The sequence below is a fragment of the Fervidibacillus halotolerans genome (genome assembly GCF_026547205.1).
GTDB lineage: Bacteria > Bacillota > Bacilli > Bacillales > Caldibacillaceae > Fervidibacillus > Fervidibacillus halotolerans.
This window is the reverse complement of sequence record NZ_CP106877.1, coordinates 2,242,274-2,264,488: the sequence shown is the minus strand read 5'-3', so window position 1 is coordinate 2,264,488 and position 22,215 is coordinate 2,242,274. Positions and strand designations below refer to the sequence as shown.

The following is a 22,215-nucleotide window of genomic DNA, read 5'->3' as shown; positions in this document are numbered from 1 at the left end:
TGTATTCTTATATGAAACCGGAGGAAGGGGGATCGTTGGGATCAATAAAAAAGGGCAAAAAAGAAAAAAACCGTATGTTCAGAAATCCATTCTGACATACGGAAGAAGAAAGCGTATATAAGAATAAGGGTATCACGATTTATTAAAAATGACAATGGATGAAATGTTTGGAAATACAGCATCGTATTCCCTTCAAAAGTCGGTATTCCCTTCACCTGTTTTATAGTAGGGATGTATCGAACCGGTTTAAACAAAGAATACAAGAACATTTCACATATATTTAAACAAATATAAGGAGGAAAAGGGTCAATGAAAAAACTCATTTATGTGCTTTTATCGTTGTCACTCGTATTTACGTTGGCGGCTTGTAATTCGTCGGACGAAGATAGTGGGAAATCCGATGATTCAAAAGATCAGTCGATTACATTAGCAGTTTGGGCGTCTTCTCCTGCGGAATCCAACGCATTGGAAGAGACGGTAAAAAGTTTTGAAGAGAAAACAGGGATCGACGTGGAGATTGAAGTAATCCAAGATAACTTCCAAGATGCGATTACGGCTCGATTTGCAGCTAAAAATGCTCCAGATGTATTTTATTTAGAAGCGTATGTTGCACCGAAGTTTATTAACAGTGGCGTTCTTTTAGATATTACCGATGAAGTAGAAGATCCGGATGATTTTTATCAACCGTTATTAAATGCATTTAAAGATCAAGATGGTAATCTTTATGCATTACCGAAAGACTATTCCACTTTGGCAACCTATGTGAATACGGATTTGTTAGAGAAAGCAGGATATACGATTGAAGATGTACCGTCCGATTGGGAAGGTTTAGTTGAATTTGCGAAAGAATTGCAAACGAAATTGGAAGACGGTCAAGCAGCGATGGTATTTGACGGAACGATGGCAAGACACTTAAGTTCATTTATCGCTTCCGGTCTCAATCCAGTAAAAGATGATGGCAAGGCAGACTTCACATCGAGTCAAAAGGCCCTTGATTACTTGCAAAGCATCGTTGTTGGACAAGACGGAGGGTATATTTTAAGCCCGCAAATTGACCTCGGTATGGATTGGTCCGGTGCAGCCTTTGGAGCGAATAAAGCGGTTATTATGATCGAAGGAAACTGGGTTTTAAGTGCATTGAAACAAGATTATCCAGATGTTCAATATAAGGTTTTACCTGCACCGACTGTAAATGGTAAACAACAAACGATGATTTTCACCGTCGGATATGCCATTTCAAAGAATACAAAGAACAAGGATGCGGCTCTCCAATTCGTGAAATACATGACTGGTGAAGGACAACAACAATGGAGTGAAGGATCGGGAACATTACCGACACGTATTTCCGTTGCCGAAAAGATGAATTTAACGGAAGATCCGAATTTAAAAGAACATGTGGAAGGTGCGAAATACGGAACACCTTGGACGTCCGGCATTACATTGCCAATCATTTCCCAATCCTTTGATAACCAATTCCAAGCAGCATTAAACGGGGATTTATCCGTTGAAGACGCGATGAAGGCGGCAGAAGAAGAAGCGAATGCTGAGATTGAAAGACAGCAAGAATAAATGAGACTCATTTAGGGCTGCTTCCTAGAGGGCAGCCCTTCCTTTCACACACGATTGTGCGAGTATGAAGTTCCCTTTATAAGGAGTTGAGATGACATGTCAGGGAAACGGAGACTGCTACAAGGTTATACGTTTATGGCGCCTGCGTTAGCGGTCATTATTATTTTCACCTTCGTACCGATCATCTACGCCCTTTATATGATGTTTTTTAAAGTGGATTTGTTGGCGGGCACGAGAACATTTGTCGGCTTGGATAATTACGGAAAAATTTTCAGTGATCCGAAATTTTGGGCCGCCTTTAAAAATACTGGAGAATACGTGATGGTCGTTGTACCGATCCAGACGATTATTGCGATGGTTTTGGCTTCCCTTTTGAATAGTAAAATTAAATTTAATCGACTTTTTCTTTCAATTATGTTTATTCCAACGCTAACATCTTCTTCAGCGATGACATTAATCTTTATGTGGTTATTTAACAATAACGGTTTAGTCGTAAACATGATCGATTCCTTATTCGGTACGAAAGTCCAATTTATTACAAATCCGGATTTAGCACTGGCGGTCATTATGATTATGAATATTTTTTCAACCGTCCCCCATTTTATGATCGTTTTTTTATCCGGTTTGCAAGATATACCTCCAGTTTTGTATGAAGCAGCATCAATCGATGGAGCGGGCAAAATCAAACAATTTTTCTACGTTACGGTACCTCAATTAATGCCGGTCACCTTTTATGTCATTACGATGGGTGTTGTCGGTTGTTTTCAAATTTTTGACCAAGCATTTATCCTTTCTAACGGTTCCGGAGGTCCGCAAAATTCAACGTTAACCTTTACGTTGTATATTTATCAATTGGCGTTTACGAGTAACGATATGGGTCGGGCGACAGCGATGGCCTTTATATTGGGAATCATTATTTTTATGGTCACCTTTATCGTTAATAAAGTGATGAAGGCGGACGAAGTGAATGGGTGATGAAAATGAAAAGGCAAAATAATATATTAAAAACAACGGTATATACGATTTTAATTTTATACGGTTTGTTAACATTAGTTCCCTTTTTATGGAGTATTTTAACTTCATTTAAAACGACGGCAGAAATTTCCGCAGGGGGAACCTTTTTCCCAGAAAAGTGGAGTTTCGACGGATATGAAACGATTTTCCAATCCCAGTTTCCAACCTGGGTGAAAAACTCGTTAACCGTTTCCCTTGCTGTTACGATTTTAAATGTGATTTTCAATACGATGGCCGGATATGCATTAGCGAGGATTCCTTTTAAAGGAAGACAGTTTATGTTTAGTATGCTCCTGATGCTCATTATGATTCCGTCCCAAGTGACGATGATTCCCCTTTATATTGTCATTTCGAATCTCGGGCTTATTAATTCCCATTTTTCGATTATTTTCACAACGATGATTAACATTACGTATATTTTCATGATGCGTCAATTTTTTATCAATTTCCCGAGGGATGTGGAAGAAGCGGCGGCAATCGACGGTTTAACCCGATTCGGTACCTTTTTCCGCATCGTTTTACCGAACGCCCGGGCTTCTCTAGCTACACAGGCGATTTTCGTATTTATGGGTGTATGGAATGAATTTATGAAACCATTACTATTCATCTCCAGTCCGGATAAATATATGCTTACACAAGGGTTGAATGCTTTATCGAAACAGTATATGAATGCGACAAAATGGGATGTAATTATGGCTGGAGCGATCATTTCCATCATACCGATCTTTATTATATATGTTGTATTAAATAAATACTTCTTAAAAAGTAACGATCAAACAGCAGGCATTAAGTAAAGAAGAAGTTTGCGGTTTTTCTTTTTTCATTGGAAATCGTATATAATATGTTATGAATTTAATGGTAAATCAGGGATATAAAAGGGATGATTGTAGTGGCAACGATTAAAGATGTGGCGAAAAAAGCCGGGGTATCCATTGGCGTCGTATCGAGGGCGTTCAATGATTACCCGGATATAAGTGAAAAGACGAAACAAAAAATATTAAAAATCGCCAAAGAACTGAATTATACGCCGAATGTTGTGGCGAAAAATTTGTCTTCGAAACGGTTAATGACGATCGGCATGATAACCTCAGGGATTATGGATAGTGATGAAAAGGATAGCGATAACTCGTTAGAAGCATTTAAAGGGGTTTATACGGCTGTCGATGAAAGCGATTATGAATTGGCGATCTATTTAATCGATTCTCAAAAGCAACGAAAAAAAACATATACGCAATTTTGTCGAGAACGGAATATCGGTGGGGCCATTTTGCAAGGGATTCGAACGGATGATTCGTATTTTAAGGAATTGATGAATGCAAACATCCCATGCGTATTGATCGATATTGAGCCGGTTGAAAAAAGCGATATTATCGGAAGTGTATCGATTGATAATCGGAAGGCAGCACGGGAAATGGCGGAATATTTGTTGAAAAAAAATCATCGAGAGATCGTTATTATGGCTGGAATTAAAGAGGCTTATGTGAATACGGAACGACTCAAAGGTGTGATGGATGCCTTTCACGCCTTTGATACACAGCTGTCGGAGGATCATATATTGTATGGGAATTTTAAGGAACAGGATGCGTATTCGGTGGCAAAACAGTATTTAGAAGATGAGAAACCGACCGCTTTCCTCTGTTTTAGCGACTTAATGGCAATCGGTGTTATGAAGGCGATTCGAGAAGCGGGATATACGATTCCAGACGATATATCTGTTACGGGATTTGACGGACTAGCCATTTCCGAATTTACGACACCTCCCCTTACAACGATCAAGCAAAACTTTTTTGAAATTGGTTATAAAAGTGCAATTTTACTAAAGGATATCATGGAAGAGGGCGTGACGGAACAAACGAAAATAATCGTGGATTATCAATTTATTGAAAGGGAAAGCGTGAAAGAATTGTAAACATTGGAAAAGCACCCCGATGGTTTTTGATGAAACCAATTGGAGGTGTTTTTTTAGCAAAAAATCTTGGTTCTTTGTCAAATCGTGTTGGTGAATAATTTCGTGACTTTTTTCAGTACAATGTAATCGGATTAGATTGTCCATTCATCCAAAATTTATTTGAAGTGATTCGTTCCATTGGCGGACGCGCATCCAGTGGCACGATCCCGCCTCCTTGTAACAACGTTTCCGGGGGGTCTTGAGGCTCGGGCTTTCCCTATAAGAGTCGCCGCCAATGGAACTTCAATAATGATGAGACATGTGACATTACTCCTTTAAATGGGGTTTGGCTTTTACTAGGGAGTGTCACTTGTCTCTATTTTTTGATCAAAAAAGGTGCTAGGTTTAGTCACCAACACTAAAAATTAAAGAGACAAAATCATTGGCAATCCTTTTGATTTTTGAATGAATAATTGGAAAATCGATAGGATTAGGGACTCTTTTTATATCTTGAATCGTTCCCTTTAGGATTCATGTTTTCGAAATGTTGGTCATTTTTTAATGGCTAATCCATCTGTGCCTTGCCGGTGAAGGGATGGGAAGTCCAATTCGTTATCGGTGACAAACCATTAAGGCAATTCTCGGTGGTTAGAAGACTAGAAAATAACGTTTTAAATTAGTTATTAAAAAAGGTCAAAAATAGTCAAAGTCAAAGAAAGTCAAAGAAATGGCGAAAAAATATAAGAAAAACCGCGAAAAATCGATTAATTTGACTTTTGAATTTTTTTACTATTAGGGATAAAATAGGATTAGGAAATGGCTCATCGGTTATTAACTTGGATCGATGGGCGATAATCATTCGTAAAAGGAGGTAGGAAACGTTGTTTGATTTAACCCCTTTTCGTAAAATGAGTGAAGATTTATTTGAACAAATTGCCAAATCCTTTAATGAAGCTTTTGAACAAACGAGCAGCATTTCTCCGTTATCTCCTAGTGTACATTCTTTTCGAACGGATGTGATGGAAAAGGAAGACGCATATTATGTCGTGGCGGAACTACCTGGATTTACGAAGGATGATATTACGATTGAAGTGGAAGATAATCGGTTGATCATTCGGGCGAAACGGGATGAAGTGACAGAAGAGAGAGACGATACAAATAAATATATTCGGAAAGAAAGACGTTACGGCGAATTCGTTCGACAATTTTATGTCGATGATATCGATGAAAATGGAATTAAAGCAAAATTAGACAACGGAATTTTAAAATTGGAAATTCCGAAATTACAACCATCAAAACCGAAACGGAGAACGATTGAAATCGAATAAGTTCCGAATTCGTCTCATCATGGAACGTATTTATACGGAATATCAATAGGGGGTCCATGTACCGGGACCCCTTTCTTTACATATTGATTTTTTCGTGGGATGTTTTGTAAAGGGAGGGATTGGATGATTGCCCATGTGATTGTTAGTGGCCGGGTTCAAGGTGTCGGCTTTCGTTATTCCGTTTACCAAAAGGCACTGGAACAAGGAATTCATGGTTGGGTTCGAAATTTGGATGACGGAAGGGTCGAACTGGAAATTGAAGGAACGAAGGAAGAGCTAGATCAATTTTTAGAAACGATAAAGACGGGTTTACATCGTTTTATAAAAATTACACATATGCAAGTTGATTATTCGGATCAAGAAAAGGGATACCGAAAATTTTCGATTAAATATTAAAGAAATGGAAAAGGAAAATTTTCCGTTTGCTTTTGTTCAATGGCATTCTCTCCATGAAAAATGATGAAAATATTGAATTAAAAAAAGGGCTGGAAAAAGGTTGCAGCCCTTCTTTTGGTGGCGGACGTTTTCCTCGATCCCGGGGGTTGTCGAAAAAAGTACAAATCCTTTCATGAATGCGGTCGATTTCATTTCGTTGGCGGTGCATTCCGCTTTTCGACTTGTAAGCTCGTCTGTCGGGTGTTCCGTTCGTGCTTTTCCACAAGGGATAGCCGGCCATCTTCCCTTTCCTCAGCTTAGGGACTGATCGGATCGCCCCGATTTTTTCGAGGGAGTCGCCACCAACCATTTTTTCATAAAACGCATGTACTTTCCGAATCCTGTTTTCATGCAATGGAATGTATCTTAAGCTCCGTCAATTTCCAAATGTTCCTTTAATAGGTTTTGTAAAGCTTGTCTTTCTTCATCGGGTACAACGTAGTAGTATATACCGTCGATCATCGCTCCAGATCCTTTAATTTGGTGTTGCTCAATATCCTTCGCCGCATTTTTATAATGTTTTTGTATTTTTACCATTTCATTGAACGTTAAATTCGTTTTTACGTTATTACCGAGTGCGGTAAAAATTTCGCTGTAATTGGTTAAAGTTTTTAAACTGGCTCCTTCTTTTATTATCGCTTCGATAATTTGCCGTTGGCGAAGTTGGCGACCAAAATCACCTCGAGGGTCCTCCTTCCGCATTCGTGCGAAATTTAGTGCTTCATCTCCGTTTAACGTTATCGTTCCTTTTTCAAAGTGATCCCCGCCGTAGGAAAATTCCAAATCGTTTTCCACTGTAACGCCTCCGACCGCATCGACGATTTCCTTAAACCCTTCCATATTTACTTGAATAAAATAGTCGATTGGGATATCGAAAAAATGTTCCACCGTATCGATGGACATTTCCACTCCACCAAAGGCGTAGGCGTGATTAATTTTGTCGAGAGTGCCCCGACCGATGATTTCCGTCCGCATATCCCGTGGAATGCTAATCATTTCAATGGATTCCGTATTCGGATTAACCGTCAACACGATCATCGTATCCGATCGGCCCCGATCACCTTCCCGCTCGTCTACACCGAGGAGAAGAACAGAGAATGGATCACTTTTTTCTAATGAGATGTCTTCCAGCCTTTTTTCTGACGTTTCCCGAATCGGTTGATACATAGCATCCAATGCGGTGGAAAGAGAGCGCCAAAGGGAGAAAATGTAAATGCCGATTCCAAGAACGATGAGTCCAATGATAATTAGTACAATTTTTCGCCATTTTCGTTTTTTTTGCTTATTTGAGCGTCGAAGTTCAGTCAAAGTATTCCCTCCAAGTAGCTTCGGAAATAGTTCCCGTAAAATATACATCTTTTTTCATTATATAAGGAAATAGCCGGAAATGTAAATGAATGGGAGACGATTGCTTCCATAGAGCTATTGTTTCGATTTTTTCATGTGACTGATCCAACAGATCGAACCAATAAGGGAATTAGATTTCTCTTTTATACTTCGATCGCTTTTTCTTTTTCTGTAATAAAGCGGATGAAAGCCTTTACGTAATCAGGATTAAATTTTCGTTTTTCCTTGAACAAAATGTCGATCGCTTCCTTGAATGTAAAGGCTTTTCGATACGGCCTGTCCATAGTGAGGGCAGAAAAAACATCGACGATCATTAATATATACACTTCCCATGGTAAAGAATCCGGGACTTGTTTCGGATAACCGGTTTGGTCAAGGCGGATATGATGATATTTGGCAAACGTTTGAGGTATTTTCGAAAAACCAAACTTCTTTAATAGTTGTTCTCCATAAATTGTATGATTTTTCACAACATCAAATTCCTCATAGGTAAGTTTGGCCTGTTTTTGTAAAATTGTTCGAGGTACTTTCAATTTTCCAATGTCATGCATTAAAAAGCCCGTACCAACTGTTTCTATATTTGAGGGATTGAGCTCCTTTAACCAGAGGCTTCCAATGATAAACACGTCCAAAGAATGGTCAAAACTATACCGATCCCATGTTTTTAAAGCGTATAATAAACTTTTCACATATTCATTGGACATACTATAGGTAAATAAATCTTCGAGGAATAAAAAGTCATTTTTCGCTTCTAAAAGCGTACGGAAGCGCCCTCTTCTCGCATTTGAAAACACAAAATCATAGAAGATTTCTTTCGAAAACATAATTTCAACTGGATTTGTTGGAGAAGTTTTTGAAAGAAATGAGTCTTCACGATCGAGGAAGTGAGGGAAAACTTTTACGTATTTAATATTGGATGCTTGGAGAGCTAAGATTTGGTTCATCGATAAAATCGTATCTTTTTTTAAGATGTCTCCCTCAATTGGAACGTCTTCTGCAAGCCGATCGCCAACAGCTAACCATTTTACACTTTTTACATCCATGTATGACTCCCCTTAAAGGCAAGGTAAAAGCAATCAACATATACCTTTCAGAAGCTGGCTGACATTGCAGCGAACCGTTCGTTCGGTCCGGCTGCTTTAGTCCCTATAGCTTTGCGTCACCATTTTTCAATGGCTTTGCCTTTTTAGGGTATATTGTTTCAATTCCTTTTGAAAATAAATAAAGAGGAAACGATTTATTTCGATTTACGAAAAAATTGGAAAACATCTAAACCATATTATAAACAAAAATTAGGGAAATGTTACAAATAATCGAAAAATGGGAATAAAGTCCTATTAGTGTTTGCCGGCATATATGGACTTTTTTCCTATATTTCGATAAGCTAAATTTAACAAATTGATACATCAAAAAAGGTGTGATGAACTTGAATCCACTATATCCCCATTTCGATCGAGATATAGAGAAACTAAGGGAGAAAATGTGTGAATTAATAAATGAAGAAGGATATTCTTCACGAAATGTGATTAAAGTAAGTCAAGAGCTAGACAAATTAATTTTTCAATATCAAAAAAAGCGTGTAAATGTTGAACAATGATGTAGTTATTCTTTTCGATCGATTGGAACGGATTTCATTGATCGGTGTCAAATAATGGCCTTGCATAAAAGATAAAACGATCGGGTGCATCGCCTAAAAAGTAAAATGGATAACAAGTCGTCACAGTTAAATTTTCTTCGGAATAACGCCCGATGACCGTCGTATCATCCGCAGGGACAATTTCGGTGTCAAAAATTTCATATTCGAATGTGCCATACGGAAGCTTAATGATGAACGTATCACCGATTTCTAATTGGTCAAAATTTCGAAAAACCGTATCCCGATGACCGGATAACACGATTTGGTCATTTTGCATCGGATAACCTGTACCCATATAATGGCCCACACCTAATTCCAAATCATCTTCATCCGTCCCCTCTACGATTGGAAGTTCCTTATCCAGTTTTGGAACGTAAAGTAATCCGATCGTTTCTCCTTTTTGAAATTCAATTGTTTCAGGAACGATTGGCACTTCTTCCTCTTCATCTGTCTCCTTTGAATTTTGTTGGGACTTGTCAATTAGCTCCTGGGCTTCCGTTTTTCGTTTTTCCACGTTGTATTTACCCTTCCCAATTTGAAAAAGGGAATAGCTGACTAAACTTATACCGATGACGAAAAACAGGATGGTTAGCCATTTAAGCCATTTTTGTTTTACCATGGAATCACCTTTTTCAGTACGTCTTTTCTACCATTTTACAATAAATAAGGGGTGAATGTTAATAAGAAGCATCGAAATATCAATAGGTTCGACTTCATAAAATGAGAATGAATGCCCCATCTTAAAAGTTCAATCGGAGCATTTGTTCGTTGTAAATTTAAAGGATTGACTCTCCAATGTAACATTAATCCATTGGGAACAAATGAAAGGGCAGATTCGCGAATTTTAAATAAAAATTGGAAGCATTCGGATAAATGTTTCAGCGATTTTAACAAAAAATAAAGAGAGAACGAACATTGGAGGGGTTGCTTTGGTTGCCCAATTTTTTCTACCATTTTTTCTTTCTTTACTATTGACACCGTTGATGATCGGGTTTTCGAGAAAAATGAAAATTATGGACAGACCGAATGAACGGAAAGTCCATTCCCGTGATATACCGATTTTAGGTGGTTTGGCCATATATATAAGTTTCCTCATAAGTGTTTTTCTTTTTGAGCCGGTTCATCGAATTCATGATGCGGTCTTGGTCGGAAGTTTTTTCATCATTATGGTCGGTATCGTCGATGATGTACATGGATTGAAGCCATGGGAGAAATTGATCGGTCAAATTTTGGCAGCAACCATCGTAATTTTCCTCGGGGATATTCAAGTTGACTTTGTCCACTTACCCTTTGGAGGGACTTTGCATTTTGGTCAATTAAGTATTCCAATCACGTATTTCTGGATCATCGGTGTGACAAATGCGATAAATTTTATCGATGGGTTAGATGGATTATCTGCAGGTGTTTCTGTTATTGCACTCATATCCATATCCGGAATGGCATTTTTAATGAATGATCATTACGTTTATCTCATCGCCTTAGTATTGGTTGGCAGTATTCTCGGTTTTTTACCGTACAATTTTTATCCTGCAAAAATTTTTATGGGCGATACAGGGGCCCTGTTTTTAGGATTTATCATATCCGTCCTATCGCTTCTCGGATTTAAAAATATTACGTTTATATCCTTTATCGTCCCGATATTAATTTTAGGTGTGCCGATTTCCGATACTTTTTTAGCCATCGTTCGACGGGTCGTCCATAAACGTCCCATATCGAAACCGGATCAATCCCATTTACACCATTGTTTAATGAATATCGGTTTTACCCATTTGGAAGCGGTAATACTCATTTATGCAATCAGTTCCCTTTTCGCGTTATCTGCATTTATTTTCTCCATGACAACCGTATCGGGTTCGTTATTTCTCCTGTTTCTTGTTTTGTTCTTTTTAGAATTGTTAATTGAAAAGGTTGGGTTAGTTCATCATCAATATAAACCGATATTGAAATTATTTGATAACGTCCGGGTGATTCGCCAAAAAAATAAATAAAGTGGACATATTTTCGTCCACTTTATACAAGTATCGAGTATTAAAAATTCGTAGGGAGTTCTGTCTTATTCTGCTGCGGTCGTGTTTTCAATGCCTAAATGTTCTTTTAGCATATTGGACATTTCTATTCGGGAATCTTCGTTTATGATGAAATAATATGCGCCATCGATATATGCATCCTGTCCTTCAAATTTTAACGAATCAATCGATTGGATCGATTTGGCATACGGATGAAGGGCGATGATGTTTTGAAAAGTAAAGTTTGTCGTCATGTTTTTTCCAATACTGTTTAAAATATCATCGTATTTCATCACCGATGAAAAGGTCGCACTTTTTTCGATAACCGCTTTGATGACTTGCTTTTGTCGCTCGTTCCTTCCAAAATCACCTAGGGGATCTTGTTTTCTCATTCGTACGAAGGCCAGTGCCTCTTCCCCGTCCAAATGCTGCTCTCCTTCATGTAAGGTGATTGCGTTTTTATGATCTTCACTATCCATCTCGGTGAAGGTGAAAGGGACGTCGACAGTGATTCCACCGAGGGCATCGATTATTTCAATAAACGCGTCGAAATTTAATTTCACATAATAATCGACCGGGACATCGAGAAAATTTTCTACCGTCTCGACAGCTAAATCGACTCCACCGAGGAAATGGGCGGTATTAATTCTCGTCGTATAATATCCGGGAATATCGACCCTCGAGTCGCGGGGAATACTCAACATTTTAATTGAATGGTCGTCTTTATTAAAGGTAGCAAGAATTAATACGTCCGATCGACTCTTCGTCTCACCATCCCTTTCATCAACACCGATAAATAGGACGGAAAAATTGTCCTTACCAGGATATACCGGTTCAACCCGTTTTTCCGAAGTTTCTCCCCGTTCTAACTGTTGATGTGCTTCATTGGTCACATCTGCAATTTTCGTAGCTAAGTGTACACCGTAAATGAAAACGATCGTAAATAGGAGGAGGATCGGTGTGAAAATCCAGAGCCTACGTTTCCTCCGTTTTGTTTTTTTACGCATTCTTTTTTCCATTCGAGATTGCATTTCCATCATTCTCCCTTTATTAAATGGCCTGTTTTTATCAATCAAATGTACGAACATTATGGACGGAATGTTTTGAATAGTTTGAAACGATCTAGGATTGTTTTAAAAGTGTATGGGCAGATTGTAAGGATTTTTGATTACTTCCAAACATTAGTTTACGGGAATTTCCATATACAATTCTTCCCCTTCTTGGATTTGGATTTGTCCGTTCGTCAATTCCGTCATCCAATCGGCAAATACTGTTTCCTGTCCAAATTCAATGTATGTGTTTATTCTTACGTTATCCAAATAGTCAATATCTTTCATTTGGTAACTGGAGGAACGAAGCGCATTTTCCACTTTTCCAAGCCAATGGTAATCGATCGTCGCATGCATGATGCGCATCAATTTCCTCTCAACAATCCCTATTGCATCCAATCCTTCTGAAGTTGCTCGACTATATGCACGAATCAGTCCACCGGCACCGAGCTTAATTCCACCGAAATACCTCGTTACTACTACGACCGTATCTTTCACATTTCTTTTTTTCAGTACTTCCAACATCGGTACGCCAGCGGTTCCCGATGGTTCTCCGTCGTCGTTTGCCTTTTGAATTTGGTCGTTTTCTCCGATTAAATAGGCGGAACAATTATGGGTGGCATTCCAATTCATCTTTTTTATTTTTTGAATAAAGGCTTGTGCTTCTTCCTCCGTTTCAGCACGATCGATGTATGCGATAAAACGGGATTTTTGGATGACGATTTCATGTTCCCCGTATCCTTTTACAGTTAAATAATTCGTCCGCACAGACGACGCTCCTTTCGTGCCTCAAACCTGATCGGGTTTTTCACGTTCATTGTTTAAGAAACGTGAAGTACTTCCCAATCATCCATTTACATGTAGAGGGTTTGATCCAAAACATCTATAGCAAATGACCAATCAAAGTAAATCGTGCTTGTCTATCTTCCTGTCATAAACGAAACCATACGCTTTTTATTATAAATCTATCGAATCATTACCGCAATCATCTATTTTTCGAATGAGGTTCATACGAAAAAACAATTACTGAAAAATACAAATCAACAAAAAGGTGTATTCAAAAGGTTTTTTTAAGCTGTTTATTCAACTAACGGATTTTAGGAATAGTTCAACGGGTAACTCTAGAAAACATTTCCTTTTATTCATTCGACTTGCCTTTCGATAAAAAAAGGCATATAATGGCATATGTATAAAATGACCGTTTTATTCAAACGGTCAATCAGGAGGGAAAAGAAGGTGACAGTGGACCGGAAAAAGCAAGTAATCGAAGCGGCTGGCCAATCCTTTTCCATGTTTGGCTACAAGGGAACGACGATCGATCAAATTGCAAAACTCGCGAACGTCGGAAAAGGGACGATTTATACGTATTTTAAAAATAAAGAAGAACTGCTTCAGCATATTATGCAACAATTAATTATAGAGATGAAGAATGAAGCAGAAAAAACAGTTGAAGAAGGTCTTTCCTTTTATGAAAAAGTTCATCGGGCAATTTATAAAATGTTGGAATACCGAATGACCCATCAGTTGGCGATTAAATTATTTGAAGAAGCGAAATTCGGTGCGCCAGAAGTCGTCGAAGCACAAAATCATTTTGAAGAAGCGATCGTTAGCTACATCGCAAAACAAATTGAAAAGGCGATTGCAGATGGGGAAATTCGGTCATGCGATCCGCGAATTACCGCGTTTGTGATATTAAAAATATATATCGCGTTAATTTTCGATTGGGAAAAAAAGAATCCTCCGTTATCGAAAGAAAAATTGTCCGAACTGCTCGACTTGTATATTTTTCGAGGACTAGCAATCCGAGAATAAAAAAACATAATGAATGAGGAAAAATAATAATCAAATAAAATACGAATGGATAGGATGATCACATTTGTGATGGTCCATCTTTTCTACAGTAATTGTCCAATTGACTAAATTGGTCAATTAGTTCATCAGGAGGGATTAATTTGAATGGATTTTACTTGTTTTTAAAAGAACTGCAACAAATAGGAAAAAATAAAAAGATTTTCATTCCGCTCATCGTCATCCTTTTTATACCGCTCATATACGGTGGGATGTTTCTTTGGTCCTTTAAAGATCCGTACGAAAAGATGAGTGAACTTCCTGTTGCAGTGATAAATCATGATTTAGGGGCAGATTTTGACGGCGAGGAGCTGCATTTAGGACGGGATTTAGCGGACAATTTAAAGGATAACGACGCCTTCGACTTTCAAATCGTTTCGGAAAAGGAAGCGATGGAAGGTTTAGATGATTTAGATTATTATATGGTCGTTGAAATCCCGAAAGATTTTTCAAAAAATGCCACGACATTAATGGATGATTCCCCGAAAAAGATGGAGATAAACTATTTGCCAAATGACAGTTACAATTTCCTTGCTAGCCAAATTGGTGAGTCAGCATTAAAGGAAATTCAAAGGACGATCGCTGAAGAAGTTTCAACCATTTATGCGGAAACGGTTTTTTCAAAAATGGAAGAAATGGCAGATGGGTTCCAGTCCGCAAGTGATGGAGCGACTCAGTTAAATGATGGTGCTGAACAACTGAAGGATGGAATGCAAGAACTGAAGGACAATGTCGGATTGTTAGTCGAAAAGTCATTGGAACTTCATGAAGGAATCAATTCGGTTGGAGATGGAGTGAAAGAGCTGGCATCGGGAGCAACGGAAATTTCAGATGGTTTTCATCAGTTTGATGAAGCAGGGAATCAACTACTAGATGCTTCAAAACAATTGGAAAATGGAGCAGGTTCCCTTGCCAACGGAATAAAAGAAGCAGATGATGGACTAAACGAAGCGAAAGAAAACATTCCTAAACTCGTCGATGGAACAGACCGATTTGCAGTAGGTTTACAACAGTTACAAAAGGAATTGCCCGATCAACTTGCTTCCGAGTTAAGTGAACAATTAGTCGGCAATGAAGGTGGGTTGATCACCGGGCTTAACCAATTACAATCATCGATCGAAAGCGGTTTGTCCAATCAATTGGCACCTGAATTGGCAGATCAATTAGGGAAGGGTACGGCAGAGGAAGTTGCCCATATCATTGTCGAAAGCAACCAAAAACAAATGGAAGCATTGGCTTCTCAGCTCGAGCCATTAATTGGAAAAGAACAAACTGCTAAAATCATTCAACAAATGACTGCCAATGCACCTAATGAAACTGCATTGGTCCAACAATTGGAAGCGAAACTGCAACCGGCTTTTTCATCGGGAATTTCAACGGGAATCAATCAAACGATTCAATCGATCGATACGGGATTTAACACATTGAAATCAGGGTTGAAAGCACAACTCAATGCGGATGTTCTTGAAGGACAAATCCAAGCAGCTGTGAATCCAACCTTTGATTTAATGATCAGCAAATTAGAAGAGATTCAAAATGGACAAAAGGCATTACAAAGTGGGATTGAACAACTGGCAGAAGGGATGGTAGCATTACACACAGGAAGTGACCAATTGTATCAAGGGCAACAGAAATATACGGCAAATATGGACATATTTTCCCAAAAACTCCATGAAGCCAGTGAAAAATCCGGTGAATTTATAAGTGGTGTCAATCAATTGCAATCAGGGATGGTTCAACTATCCGATGGTAGCGGTCAATTTGCCAATGGGATTGAACAGTTAAATGAAGGTGTCGGCCAATTAAACGATGGAACACAAGAACTTCAACAAGGAACAGAAGAGCTGAGTACAAAGTTAAATGAGGCGAAGGAAGAAACGAGTGATATTCATCCTGATGACGAGACATATGAAATGATGGCCAATCCGGTCGAATTGAATGTGAATCACATTCACCCTGTGCCAAACTATGGAACTGGATTTGCTCCCTATTTCATCTCGTTAGGCTTATTCGTCGGTGCGTTAATTATGACAATTATTTATCCGTTAGTGGATTCAGCAGGGATTCCGAAAAATGGGTTTAGTTGGTTTATTAGTAAGTTTTCCGTTATGGCATTGGTCGGAATTTTTCAAGCATTACTGATCGGTATAGTTGTTTTGTATGGCATCGATATTGAGGTGAAAAATGTACCCTTATTTTTCCTATTTACCATTATTACAAGTTTGACGTTTATGAGTATCATTCAATTCCTTGCGACGATGATGGGAAATCCAGGTCGATTCATCGCCGTCATTATGTTAATATTACAACTGACTTCGAGTGCAGGAACATTTCCCCTTGAAGTCGTACCGAAGGCGATTCAATGGTTTAATCCCTTTTTACCGATGACTTACAGTGTATTCGGATTTAAAGCGGTGATCTCAAGCGGTGATTACACCTTTATGTGGGAAAATGCAAAAGTTCTTGGCATTTTCATCGTCGGCTCCATTATTATTTCCTTGACGTATTTTGTCTGGAAATATAACAGAGTGTATCGAAAAAAAGAACAGGAAGAATCGTACGAAATGGCGATGTGATGTGATAAAAAAGGCGATCCGATTACAGGATCGCCTTTATCATTGAGGGATTGACTTTTTATTTCGAAGGATCGACAAGGATTTTGATTTGCTTTTTATCTTCCGTTAATGCTTCAAATCCTTCTGAAACGATATCATCGATGCTAATATATTTAGTTACAAGATCTAAAGCTTTAATTTGTTCGTTAGCAATTAACTGAATAACTTCCGGGAAAATGTTTCGATAAGCAATAATGCTAACCATATTCTTTTCCGTTAATACTAAATTATTTAACGGAATTGCAGCTGGTTTTTCCCAAATACTTACGTTTACGATATCGCCTTCTGGTTTCGTTGCTTCAATCGCATTGTTGATAGTTACTTCAACACCGGCAACTTCAAAAGTAACATCTACACCATAGCCACCCGTTTCAGCTTTAATGGCCGCAACCGGATCCGTTTCTAACGGGTTGATTACCACGTCTGCACCGACTTTTTTCGCAAATTCTTGACGTTCTTTCGATACTTCTACCGCAATAATTTTACTTGCACCAGCTGCTCGAGCTGCTTGAATAACAAGTAATCCGATTGGGCCTGTACCGAATACAGCGACGGTATCACCAAGTTTTAACGAACTTTGACGAACGGCGTGAACGGCAACAGCTGTCGGTTCAACAAGGGCTCCTTGTTCGAAGGTCATATTATCTGGAATTTTATGTACCATTTTTTGAGGCACGACACTATACTCACTGAATCCGCCAATTCCACCAGATAATCCGATAAATCCTAATTGGGGACATACGTTGTAATGGCCGCTTTTACATGCTGGACATTCACCACAGTTATAGATCGGTTCCACGCATACGCGGTCGCCGACTTTCACATTTTCAACGCCTTCTCCTACTTCTACAACTTCCCCAGCATATTCATGTCCCATAACAACAGGAGCTTTGTCTTTGGAAAGTGGATGAGGTTCATCAACTGGGATGAAAATCGGGCCTGCAACATATTCATGTAAGTCAGAACCGCAAATACCTGTGTAAGCGACTTTAATCTTCACTTCACCTTTTTTTGCTTTCGGTTCTTCGATATTTTCCACACGAATATCTCTTTGACCATACCATAATGCTGCTTTCATCTATATCCCTCGTTTCTATGTTTTTTATTACATTTTTTATTATACGAAAAAAAGAATGGTTTTCATACTTATTTTTGTGAAAAAATGAGTAAAAAATTTGATCCATCAATAAACAATGATTTTTATGTTATAAACAGTATGGAAAATGAAAATGGTGGTTTATGGATGTGTTGAAGGGGGAGATAATATTTTAATAGAAAAGTATATATGGAACTATTTCACATTATCGGCTTTAACTTATTTCCATTTGTTTATGATGTGACAAGAAAGATGGCCCTCTTGATCATCCCATTGCGGTAGGGATTGAAAAATGTGACAAGGGATACATATATGGCACGACGGAATTTGTTCACCAGTTTTTGGGGTTCTTATCCAGTTACTTTTTAAGATGGGCATGTCTCAAAAAGGAGGTGCTTCTATGCGGAATCCTTTCCTTTCTCTCGAAAAAAGGAGAATATCCAAGCTTCCTTTTCGGAAACGTTGAAATCCTCCAATCGAAAGCGAAGAAATATTCGGGTGTAAAATCATTCCTTTTACATCAATCTTCCTTTTTACCACCCCTCGGTTTTGTCGCTGCTTTCTGGTTTTTCATCTCTTGCAACGTTTTGAAAAAAAGAAGCAACGCCCATTTGTCTTCCTCGGTTAAATCTAGTTTTTTCCCATGTAAAGTGATTGGATATTTTTCGATTACTTCATCGATCGGAATGGTCGTAAAGGATTCATTTGTCTTCCATTTTTCATTCGTTCTTCCAAGTAAATAATCTGTGGACACGTTATAAAAATCAGCTATTTTTATGAGCAAATCATAATCTGGTTGAGCATAGTTATTTTCATAATGGGAATATCTCGCCCTTGAAATTCCTAATTGTTGAGCAACGTCTTTTTGTGTACGGTTGCCCCTTAATTCGATTAAACGTTCACCTAACATAAGAAACACCCCTTGGTAGAAAAATGGAATTGATAAAAAATATATCATTGACGATATAATTCTTATCTAATATAATGAAGGTACTTACATCCCATCCCTCTTTATTAAACTTTCCATGACAATTGTTTGAAATGATATGGCGTTTTTTCATTTGCAAAAGATGTTTTAAATTTGGAAGGAAGATAGAAATTGATGAATCATCAAGATTTAAGAAATGGTTTTCAAAAGGGAATATATTTCCATCATTATCAACCGATTGTAAATCTCGGGACGAATGAAGTATTCGGCTTTGAAAGTTTACTACGCAGCAATTCTGTCCAAAATCCTTTATTCTTATTTCAGATAGCTAAAAATTTGAACAAATTAAATGAGATAGACTTATTATCGATGGAATGGTCCTTAAAAGGTTTACAAAAGTCTAACAAGATACACGGGAAACATTTGTTTTTAAATGTATTCCCTTCTACAATCAACCTTCCTTCCTTTTCTCATTTCATCCATGAAATTTCATCCCAAAATCCAAATAATTGGAAAATTGTATTAGAAATCAGTGAACTGGAAAAAATTGTTGATTTTCCCTTATTTAAACGAACGATTGCCGAATTACAACAGATTAATATTGCGATTGCCATTGACGATGTTGGATCAGGATCATCTCCTTTCCGAAAATTTGTTGAATTGGAACCGGATTATGTGAAATTGGATCGGTATTTTGCAAAAGATTTACATCTGTCTCCGAAAAAGCAACAGCTGATTCAGTTGCTTTTACAATATTTCGGCAATTCTAAGACCAAGTTTATTTTGGAAGGAATCGAAAAGCCAGGAGAACTTTCTGTAGCGAAAAAAATAGGCATTCAATATGGACAAGGTTTTTTACTAGGAAAACCAACCAAGCTAGCCGATTGTTCAAAGTAAGGATGAGATTCGTGTTTACTCTCTTTTCTACAGTCGTTTTATCACTCACTCAAATTGCGTCTATTTATTTAATTTTGAAATATAAAAAACTTCTTTATACAAAGGATGTTACAATTTCTGAATTATACAAATATCAACAATCTTTTGAGTCATTGTTGAAACAAAGGAAAAGAAGAAATTTATTTCGGGCAAAAGTGCAAAATGGAAGATGCGAGTTTTATTTTAGTAGAATCGATGGAAAACCAGTTGTATCTTCTAAAAAGAACAAGGGGATTGGCAAGATTGTTGATATCGGTTACATAGACATGCGGTTTATGTTTGAACATGATATTTCGGTGAGGAAAAATGTCGAATTAACGCTTACTCTTTATTTGGAGAACGAGTTATTTCATTTATATGGTAAACTAATTCGAAAGGAAGAATTCGCAAAACAGCATCAAATGATTTATACTATCAAATTTACAGATCTTTATTCGTATGACCAAAGTAGACTATATCAGTTGCTTCGGGAATTAGAAAGAAAAGAACAGAAAATATATAGATAATTGGAACGAAGACCATGGTCCATTTCGATGGGTTTTTCGAGTTACTTGGAATCGATTTCCTCATTGCCTCCCACTTCCATTGGCCAAATATGTTCTTTTCCAATCCTCCAAACAATTGGGTGGCAGTCACATCCACAAGATTATTTGGACGGTCTTTCAAATTTCCTCAAAATTTTGCTTTTTCCACAGGAAATGGCCAATCGGCTTTCCTCTTTTTTTTATCTTTCCGTCAATTCCTTCATATAATGGTCAAGTCCATCATTGGAAATCACACGACTTGTTTTTTCATATTTCTTCCTTTGTTAAGTCTATTATGTAACAGATTGATCGATTTTTAAAGGTGTTTACCGAAAAACATAAAAAATGGTTGGAAAATGTGAATGATTGTCGAAACTTTCTTTAACGTTTCTTATAAAAGTATCTCCTTTTTCTTCGAAAAAAAGTGTTATGATAAAAGAAAGGATTAAAAGCAATTGGAATTAAATACCATTTATATCGGTAGGATAGTCTAATGGGTTTTAGAATTACAATAGGTAAAAAGTAGCAATTGAAGGAAAAAATATAGGTAAAAAGAACTATTTTTTGGAGATTGGTAAATTTTTCATACATAGTTGATAGTCCTTTTTTCTTTTTCACGATAAAATATAGGTTGATTATCGGAAGGAGAAAAGTTTCGCGACACCCTTATCTTTCGTTGAAAAGTGTTAAAGGTTAAACATATAAATCTTATTCAATATCATTTTTTAAAAATATAATTAGCGTAATCGGTTGTTTATTGCTGGAGGAAAAACTATGCCTATAAAACAGATCGATCCAAAAATCCTTGATGAAATTGTTGAAAAAATGATCGATACGGTTGGAAAAAGTAAAGATGAAATATTTCAAATTGGTGAAAGTTGTCGAAACGATGTCGGTCAAATTTATGAAGAGTTAAAGCAAATTAAGGAGTTGGTTAACAGAGTCATCGATGAAGAAGAAAAATTGGATAGGGAAGTGCGTTCGGCGAGAAAACGTTTGTCTGAAGTTAGCATGCATTTTAATAATTACTCGGAAGAAGAGGTTCGGGATGCTTACGAATATGCCCATCGAATGCAAATGAAATTGACGATGACAAGGCAATTGGAAAAACAACTTCGGGAACGTCGAGACGAATTAGAAAGACGATTAGTTGGATTAAAGGAAATTATCGAACGGTCGGATCGGCTCGTTTCCCAAGTGACAGTCGTCCTAAATTATTTGAACGGAGACATGAAAAATGTTTCCGAATATATACAAGATGCAAAGGAAAAACAAGAATTCGGATTAAAAATTATCGAAGCACAAGAGGAAGAGCGGAAACGATTGTCTCGGGAAATACATGACGGTCCTGCCCAAATGTTAGCCAATGTCATTATGCGTTCCGATTTAATCGAAAAGATATCCCGTGAACGGGGGATGGACGAGGCCCTTTTAGAAATCAAAAACTTAAAAAAAACCGTTCGGGATGCATTATATGAAGTTCGACATATCATTTATGATTTGCGACCGATGGCATTGGATGATTTAGGTCTCGTTCCAACATTAAAGAAATATTTACAAACGGTGGAAGAATACAGCGGAACTGCGAAAATTACCTTTTCAAATATTGGTCTGGAAAAAAGGCTCGATTCCCAAATGGAAGTGGCCTTATTCCGGTTAATTCAAGAATCGGTACAAAACGCTATAAAGCATGCGAAAGCAAATGTGATCCAAGTGAAGTTGGAAATCATGGAAAAACAAATCGTCGCGGTGATTAGGGATGATGGGATTGGCTTTAACCCGGAAGAGACGAAGGAAGGATCATTTGGGATGAGGGGAATGAAAGAACGGGTTGAATTATTGGATGGGGAATTAAAAATTGATTCAAAAATTGGAAAAGGGACCCGGGTGATGATTAGGATTCCATTAAACAAGGACGATTAATCGAATCGGATTAGAAATATTTTAAGAAGAAAATGATGGGATATGTCGTGGAAAGTTTAAAGAGAAGGGGGAT

General features: G+C 37.7%; 20 protein-coding genes and 1 riboswitch. Of the genes, 13 read left to right on the top strand and 7 right to left on the bottom strand.

Annotation, left to right across the window (positions count from 1 at the left end; all coding sequences use genetic code 11):
- Window positions 1–309 precede the first annotated feature (309 nt).
- The 6 genes from OE105_RS10760 (at window position 310) to OE105_RS10735 (ending at window position 6,195) form a co-directional block, all read left to right on the top strand.
- Window positions 310–1,569 (top strand): ABC transporter substrate-binding protein, encoded by a 1,260-nt coding sequence (locus OE105_RS10760; RefSeq protein WP_275420181.1) that lies wholly within the window; start codon window positions 310–312, stop codon window positions 1,567–1,569.
- Window positions 1,570–1,665: 96 nt separating this feature from the next.
- On the top strand, window positions 1,666–2,544 hold the full coding sequence (locus tag OE105_RS10755) for a carbohydrate ABC transporter permease (RefSeq protein WP_275420180.1): 879 nt from the start codon (window positions 1,666–1,668) through the stop codon (window positions 2,542–2,544).
- A gap of 5 nt (window positions 2,545–2,549) precedes the next feature.
- Entirely contained in the window at window positions 2,550–3,377 is an 828-nt protein-coding gene (locus OE105_RS10750) for a carbohydrate ABC transporter permease (protein ID WP_275420179.1), read from the top strand.
- Between the two features lie 86 nt (window positions 3,378–3,463).
- Window positions 3,464–4,492: a LacI family DNA-binding transcriptional regulator gene (locus OE105_RS10745; RefSeq protein ID WP_275420178.1), complete on the top strand. Its 1,029-nt coding sequence runs from the start codon at window positions 3,464–3,466 to the stop codon at window positions 4,490–4,492.
- An 860-nt stretch (window positions 4,493–5,352) separates the two neighbouring features.
- Window positions 5,353–5,799: an Hsp20/alpha crystallin family protein gene (locus tag OE105_RS10740; RefSeq protein WP_275420177.1), complete on the top strand. Its 447-nt coding sequence runs from the start codon at window positions 5,353–5,355 to the stop codon at window positions 5,797–5,799.
- Between the two features lie 123 nt (window positions 5,800–5,922).
- Window positions 5,923–6,195 carry an acylphosphatase gene (locus OE105_RS10735; RefSeq protein WP_275420176.1) on the top strand — a complete coding sequence of 91 codons (273 nt, stop codon included), beginning with the start codon at window positions 5,923–5,925 and terminating at the stop codon, window positions 6,193–6,195.
- Between the two features lie 405 nt (window positions 6,196–6,600).
- On the opposite strand, the gene tagU is transcribed toward OE105_RS10735, so the two are convergent.
- Together tagU and OE105_RS10725 are read right to left on the bottom strand one after the other, a co-directional pair.
- Window positions 6,601–7,542: a polyisoprenyl-teichoic acid--peptidoglycan teichoic acid transferase TagU gene (tagU, locus tag OE105_RS10730; RefSeq protein ID WP_275420175.1), complete on the bottom strand. Its 942-nt coding sequence runs from the start codon at window positions 7,540–7,542 to the stop codon at window positions 6,601–6,603.
- Between the two features lie 182 nt (window positions 7,543–7,724).
- A complete protein-coding gene (locus tag OE105_RS10725) occupies window positions 7,725–8,624 on the bottom strand; it encodes an HD-GYP domain-containing protein (protein ID WP_275420174.1) in 900 nt (299 codons plus the stop codon).
- Between the two features lie 46 nt (window positions 8,625–8,670).
- Window positions 8,671–8,774, bottom strand: a riboswitch (cyclic di-GMP riboswitch).
- A 233-nt stretch (window positions 8,775–9,007) separates the two neighbouring features.
- On the opposite strand from OE105_RS10725, the gene OE105_RS10720 reads away from it, so the two are divergent.
- Window positions 9,008–9,178, top strand: coding sequence for an aspartyl-phosphate phosphatase Spo0E family protein (locus OE105_RS10720; protein ID WP_275420173.1), 171 nt, complete (start codon window positions 9,008–9,010; stop codon window positions 9,176–9,178).
- A 34-nt stretch (window positions 9,179–9,212) separates the two neighbouring features.
- Here the strand turns inward: OE105_RS10720 and OE105_RS10715 are convergent, their stop codons facing one another.
- The gene (locus OE105_RS10715; protein ID WP_275420172.1) at window positions 9,213–9,836 is read right to left on the bottom strand and encodes a class D sortase; all 624 of its coding nucleotides are present in this window, start codon (window positions 9,834–9,836) and stop codon (window positions 9,213–9,215) included.
- A gap of 364 nt (window positions 9,837–10,200) precedes the next feature.
- On the opposite strand from OE105_RS10715, the gene OE105_RS10710 reads away from it, so the two are divergent.
- Window positions 10,201–11,205: an MraY family glycosyltransferase gene (locus OE105_RS10710; protein ID WP_275422166.1), complete on the top strand. Its 1,005-nt coding sequence runs from the start codon at window positions 10,201–10,203 to the stop codon at window positions 11,203–11,205.
- Window positions 11,206–11,270: 65 nt separating this feature from the next.
- Here the strand turns inward: OE105_RS10710 and OE105_RS10705 are convergent, their stop codons facing one another.
- On the bottom strand, window positions 11,271–12,254 hold the full coding sequence (locus tag OE105_RS10705) for an LCP family protein (RefSeq protein ID WP_275420171.1): 984 nt from the start codon (window positions 12,252–12,254) through the stop codon (window positions 11,271–11,273).
- Between the two features lie 150 nt (window positions 12,255–12,404).
- Entirely contained in the window at window positions 12,405–13,040 is a 636-nt protein-coding gene (locus OE105_RS10700) for a YigZ family protein (RefSeq protein WP_275420170.1), read from the bottom strand.
- 468 nt (window positions 13,041–13,508) lie between these two features.
- On the opposite strand from OE105_RS10700, the gene OE105_RS10695 reads away from it, so the two are divergent.
- Together OE105_RS10695 and OE105_RS10690 are read left to right on the top strand one after the other, a co-directional pair.
- A complete protein-coding gene (locus OE105_RS10695; RefSeq protein ID WP_275420169.1) occupies window positions 13,509–14,084 on the top strand; it encodes a TetR/AcrR family transcriptional regulator in 576 nt (191 codons plus the stop codon).
- Between the two features lie 140 nt (window positions 14,085–14,224).
- Window positions 14,225–16,696 carry a YhgE/Pip domain-containing protein gene (locus OE105_RS10690; RefSeq protein ID WP_275420168.1) on the top strand — a complete coding sequence of 824 codons (2,472 nt, stop codon included), beginning with the start codon at window positions 14,225–14,227 and terminating at the stop codon, window positions 16,694–16,696.
- Window positions 16,697–16,754: 58 nt separating this feature from the next.
- On the opposite strand, the gene OE105_RS10685 is transcribed toward OE105_RS10690, so the two are convergent.
- Entirely contained in the window at window positions 16,755–17,813 is a 1,059-nt protein-coding gene (locus OE105_RS10685) for a 2,3-butanediol dehydrogenase (protein WP_275420167.1), read from the bottom strand.
- Window positions 17,814–18,351: 538 nt separating this feature from the next.
- Window positions 18,352–18,741, bottom strand: a complete 390-nt coding sequence (locus tag OE105_RS10680; protein WP_275420166.1) for a helix-turn-helix domain-containing protein — start codon at window positions 18,739–18,741, stop codon at window positions 18,352–18,354.
- 192 nt (window positions 18,742–18,933) lie between these two features.
- Between OE105_RS10680 and OE105_RS10675 the strand changes: the two genes are divergently transcribed.
- The 3 genes from OE105_RS10675 to OE105_RS10665 all read left to right on the top strand — a co-directional run bounded on the left by OE105_RS10675 (window position 18,934) and on the right by OE105_RS10665 (window position 22,142).
- Window positions 18,934–19,656 (top strand): EAL domain-containing protein, encoded by a 723-nt coding sequence (locus OE105_RS10675; protein WP_275422165.1) that lies wholly within the window; start codon window positions 18,934–18,936, stop codon window positions 19,654–19,656.
- A gap of 11 nt (window positions 19,657–19,667) precedes the next feature.
- On the top strand, window positions 19,668–20,201 hold the full coding sequence (locus OE105_RS10670; RefSeq protein WP_275420165.1) for a PilZ domain-containing protein: 534 nt from the start codon (window positions 19,668–19,670) through the stop codon (window positions 20,199–20,201).
- 792 nt (window positions 20,202–20,993) lie between these two features.
- Window positions 20,994–22,142: a sensor histidine kinase gene (locus tag OE105_RS10665; RefSeq protein WP_275420164.1), complete on the top strand. Its 1,149-nt coding sequence runs from the start codon at window positions 20,994–20,996 to the stop codon at window positions 22,140–22,142.
- Window positions 22,143–22,215 lie beyond the last annotated feature (73 nt).

Excerpts from the sequence above, each read along its gene's own strand:
- OE105_RS10760 (WP_275420181.1), top strand. The coding sequence starts at position 310 with ATGAAAAAACTCATTTATGTGCTTTTATCGTTGTCACTCGTATTTACG.
- OE105_RS10755 (WP_275420180.1), top strand. The coding sequence starts at position 1,666 with ATGTCAGGGAAACGGAGACTGCTACAAGGTTATACGTTTATGGCGCCT.
- OE105_RS10750 (WP_275420179.1), top strand. The coding sequence starts at position 2,550 with ATGAAAAGGCAAAATAATATATTAAAAACAACGGTATATACGATTTTA.
- OE105_RS10745 (WP_275420178.1), top strand. The coding sequence starts at position 3,464 with ATGATTGTAGTGGCAACGATTAAAGATGTGGCGAAAAAAGCCGGGGTA.
- OE105_RS10735 (WP_275420176.1), top strand. The coding sequence starts at position 5,923 with ATGATTGCCCATGTGATTGTTAGTGGCCGGGTTCAAGGTGTCGGCTTT.
- OE105_RS10725 (WP_275420174.1), bottom strand. The coding sequence starts at position 8,624 with ATGGATGTAAAAAGTGTAAAATGGTTAGCTGTTGGCGATCGGCTTGCA.
- OE105_RS10715 (WP_275420172.1), bottom strand. The coding sequence starts at position 9,836 with ATGGTAAAACAAAAATGGCTTAAATGGCTAACCATCCTGTTTTTCGTC.
- OE105_RS10710 (WP_275422166.1), top strand. The coding sequence starts at position 10,201 with ATGATCGGGTTTTCGAGAAAAATGAAAATTATGGACAGACCGAATGAA.
- OE105_RS10705 (WP_275420171.1), bottom strand. The coding sequence starts at position 12,254 with ATGCAATCTCGAATGGAAAAAAGAATGCGTAAAAAAACAAAACGGAGG.
- OE105_RS10685 (WP_275420167.1), bottom strand. The coding sequence starts at position 17,813 with ATGAAAGCAGCATTATGGTATGGTCAAAGAGATATTCGTGTGGAAAAT.
- OE105_RS10680 (WP_275420166.1), bottom strand. The coding sequence starts at position 18,741 with ATGTTAGGTGAACGTTTAATCGAATTAAGGGGCAACCGTACACAAAAA.
- OE105_RS10675 (WP_275422165.1), top strand. The coding sequence starts at position 18,934 with ATGAATCATCAAGATTTAAGAAATGGTTTTCAAAAGGGAATATATTTC.
- OE105_RS10665 (WP_275420164.1), top strand. The coding sequence starts at position 20,994 with ATGCCTATAAAACAGATCGATCCAAAAATCCTTGATGAAATTGTTGAA.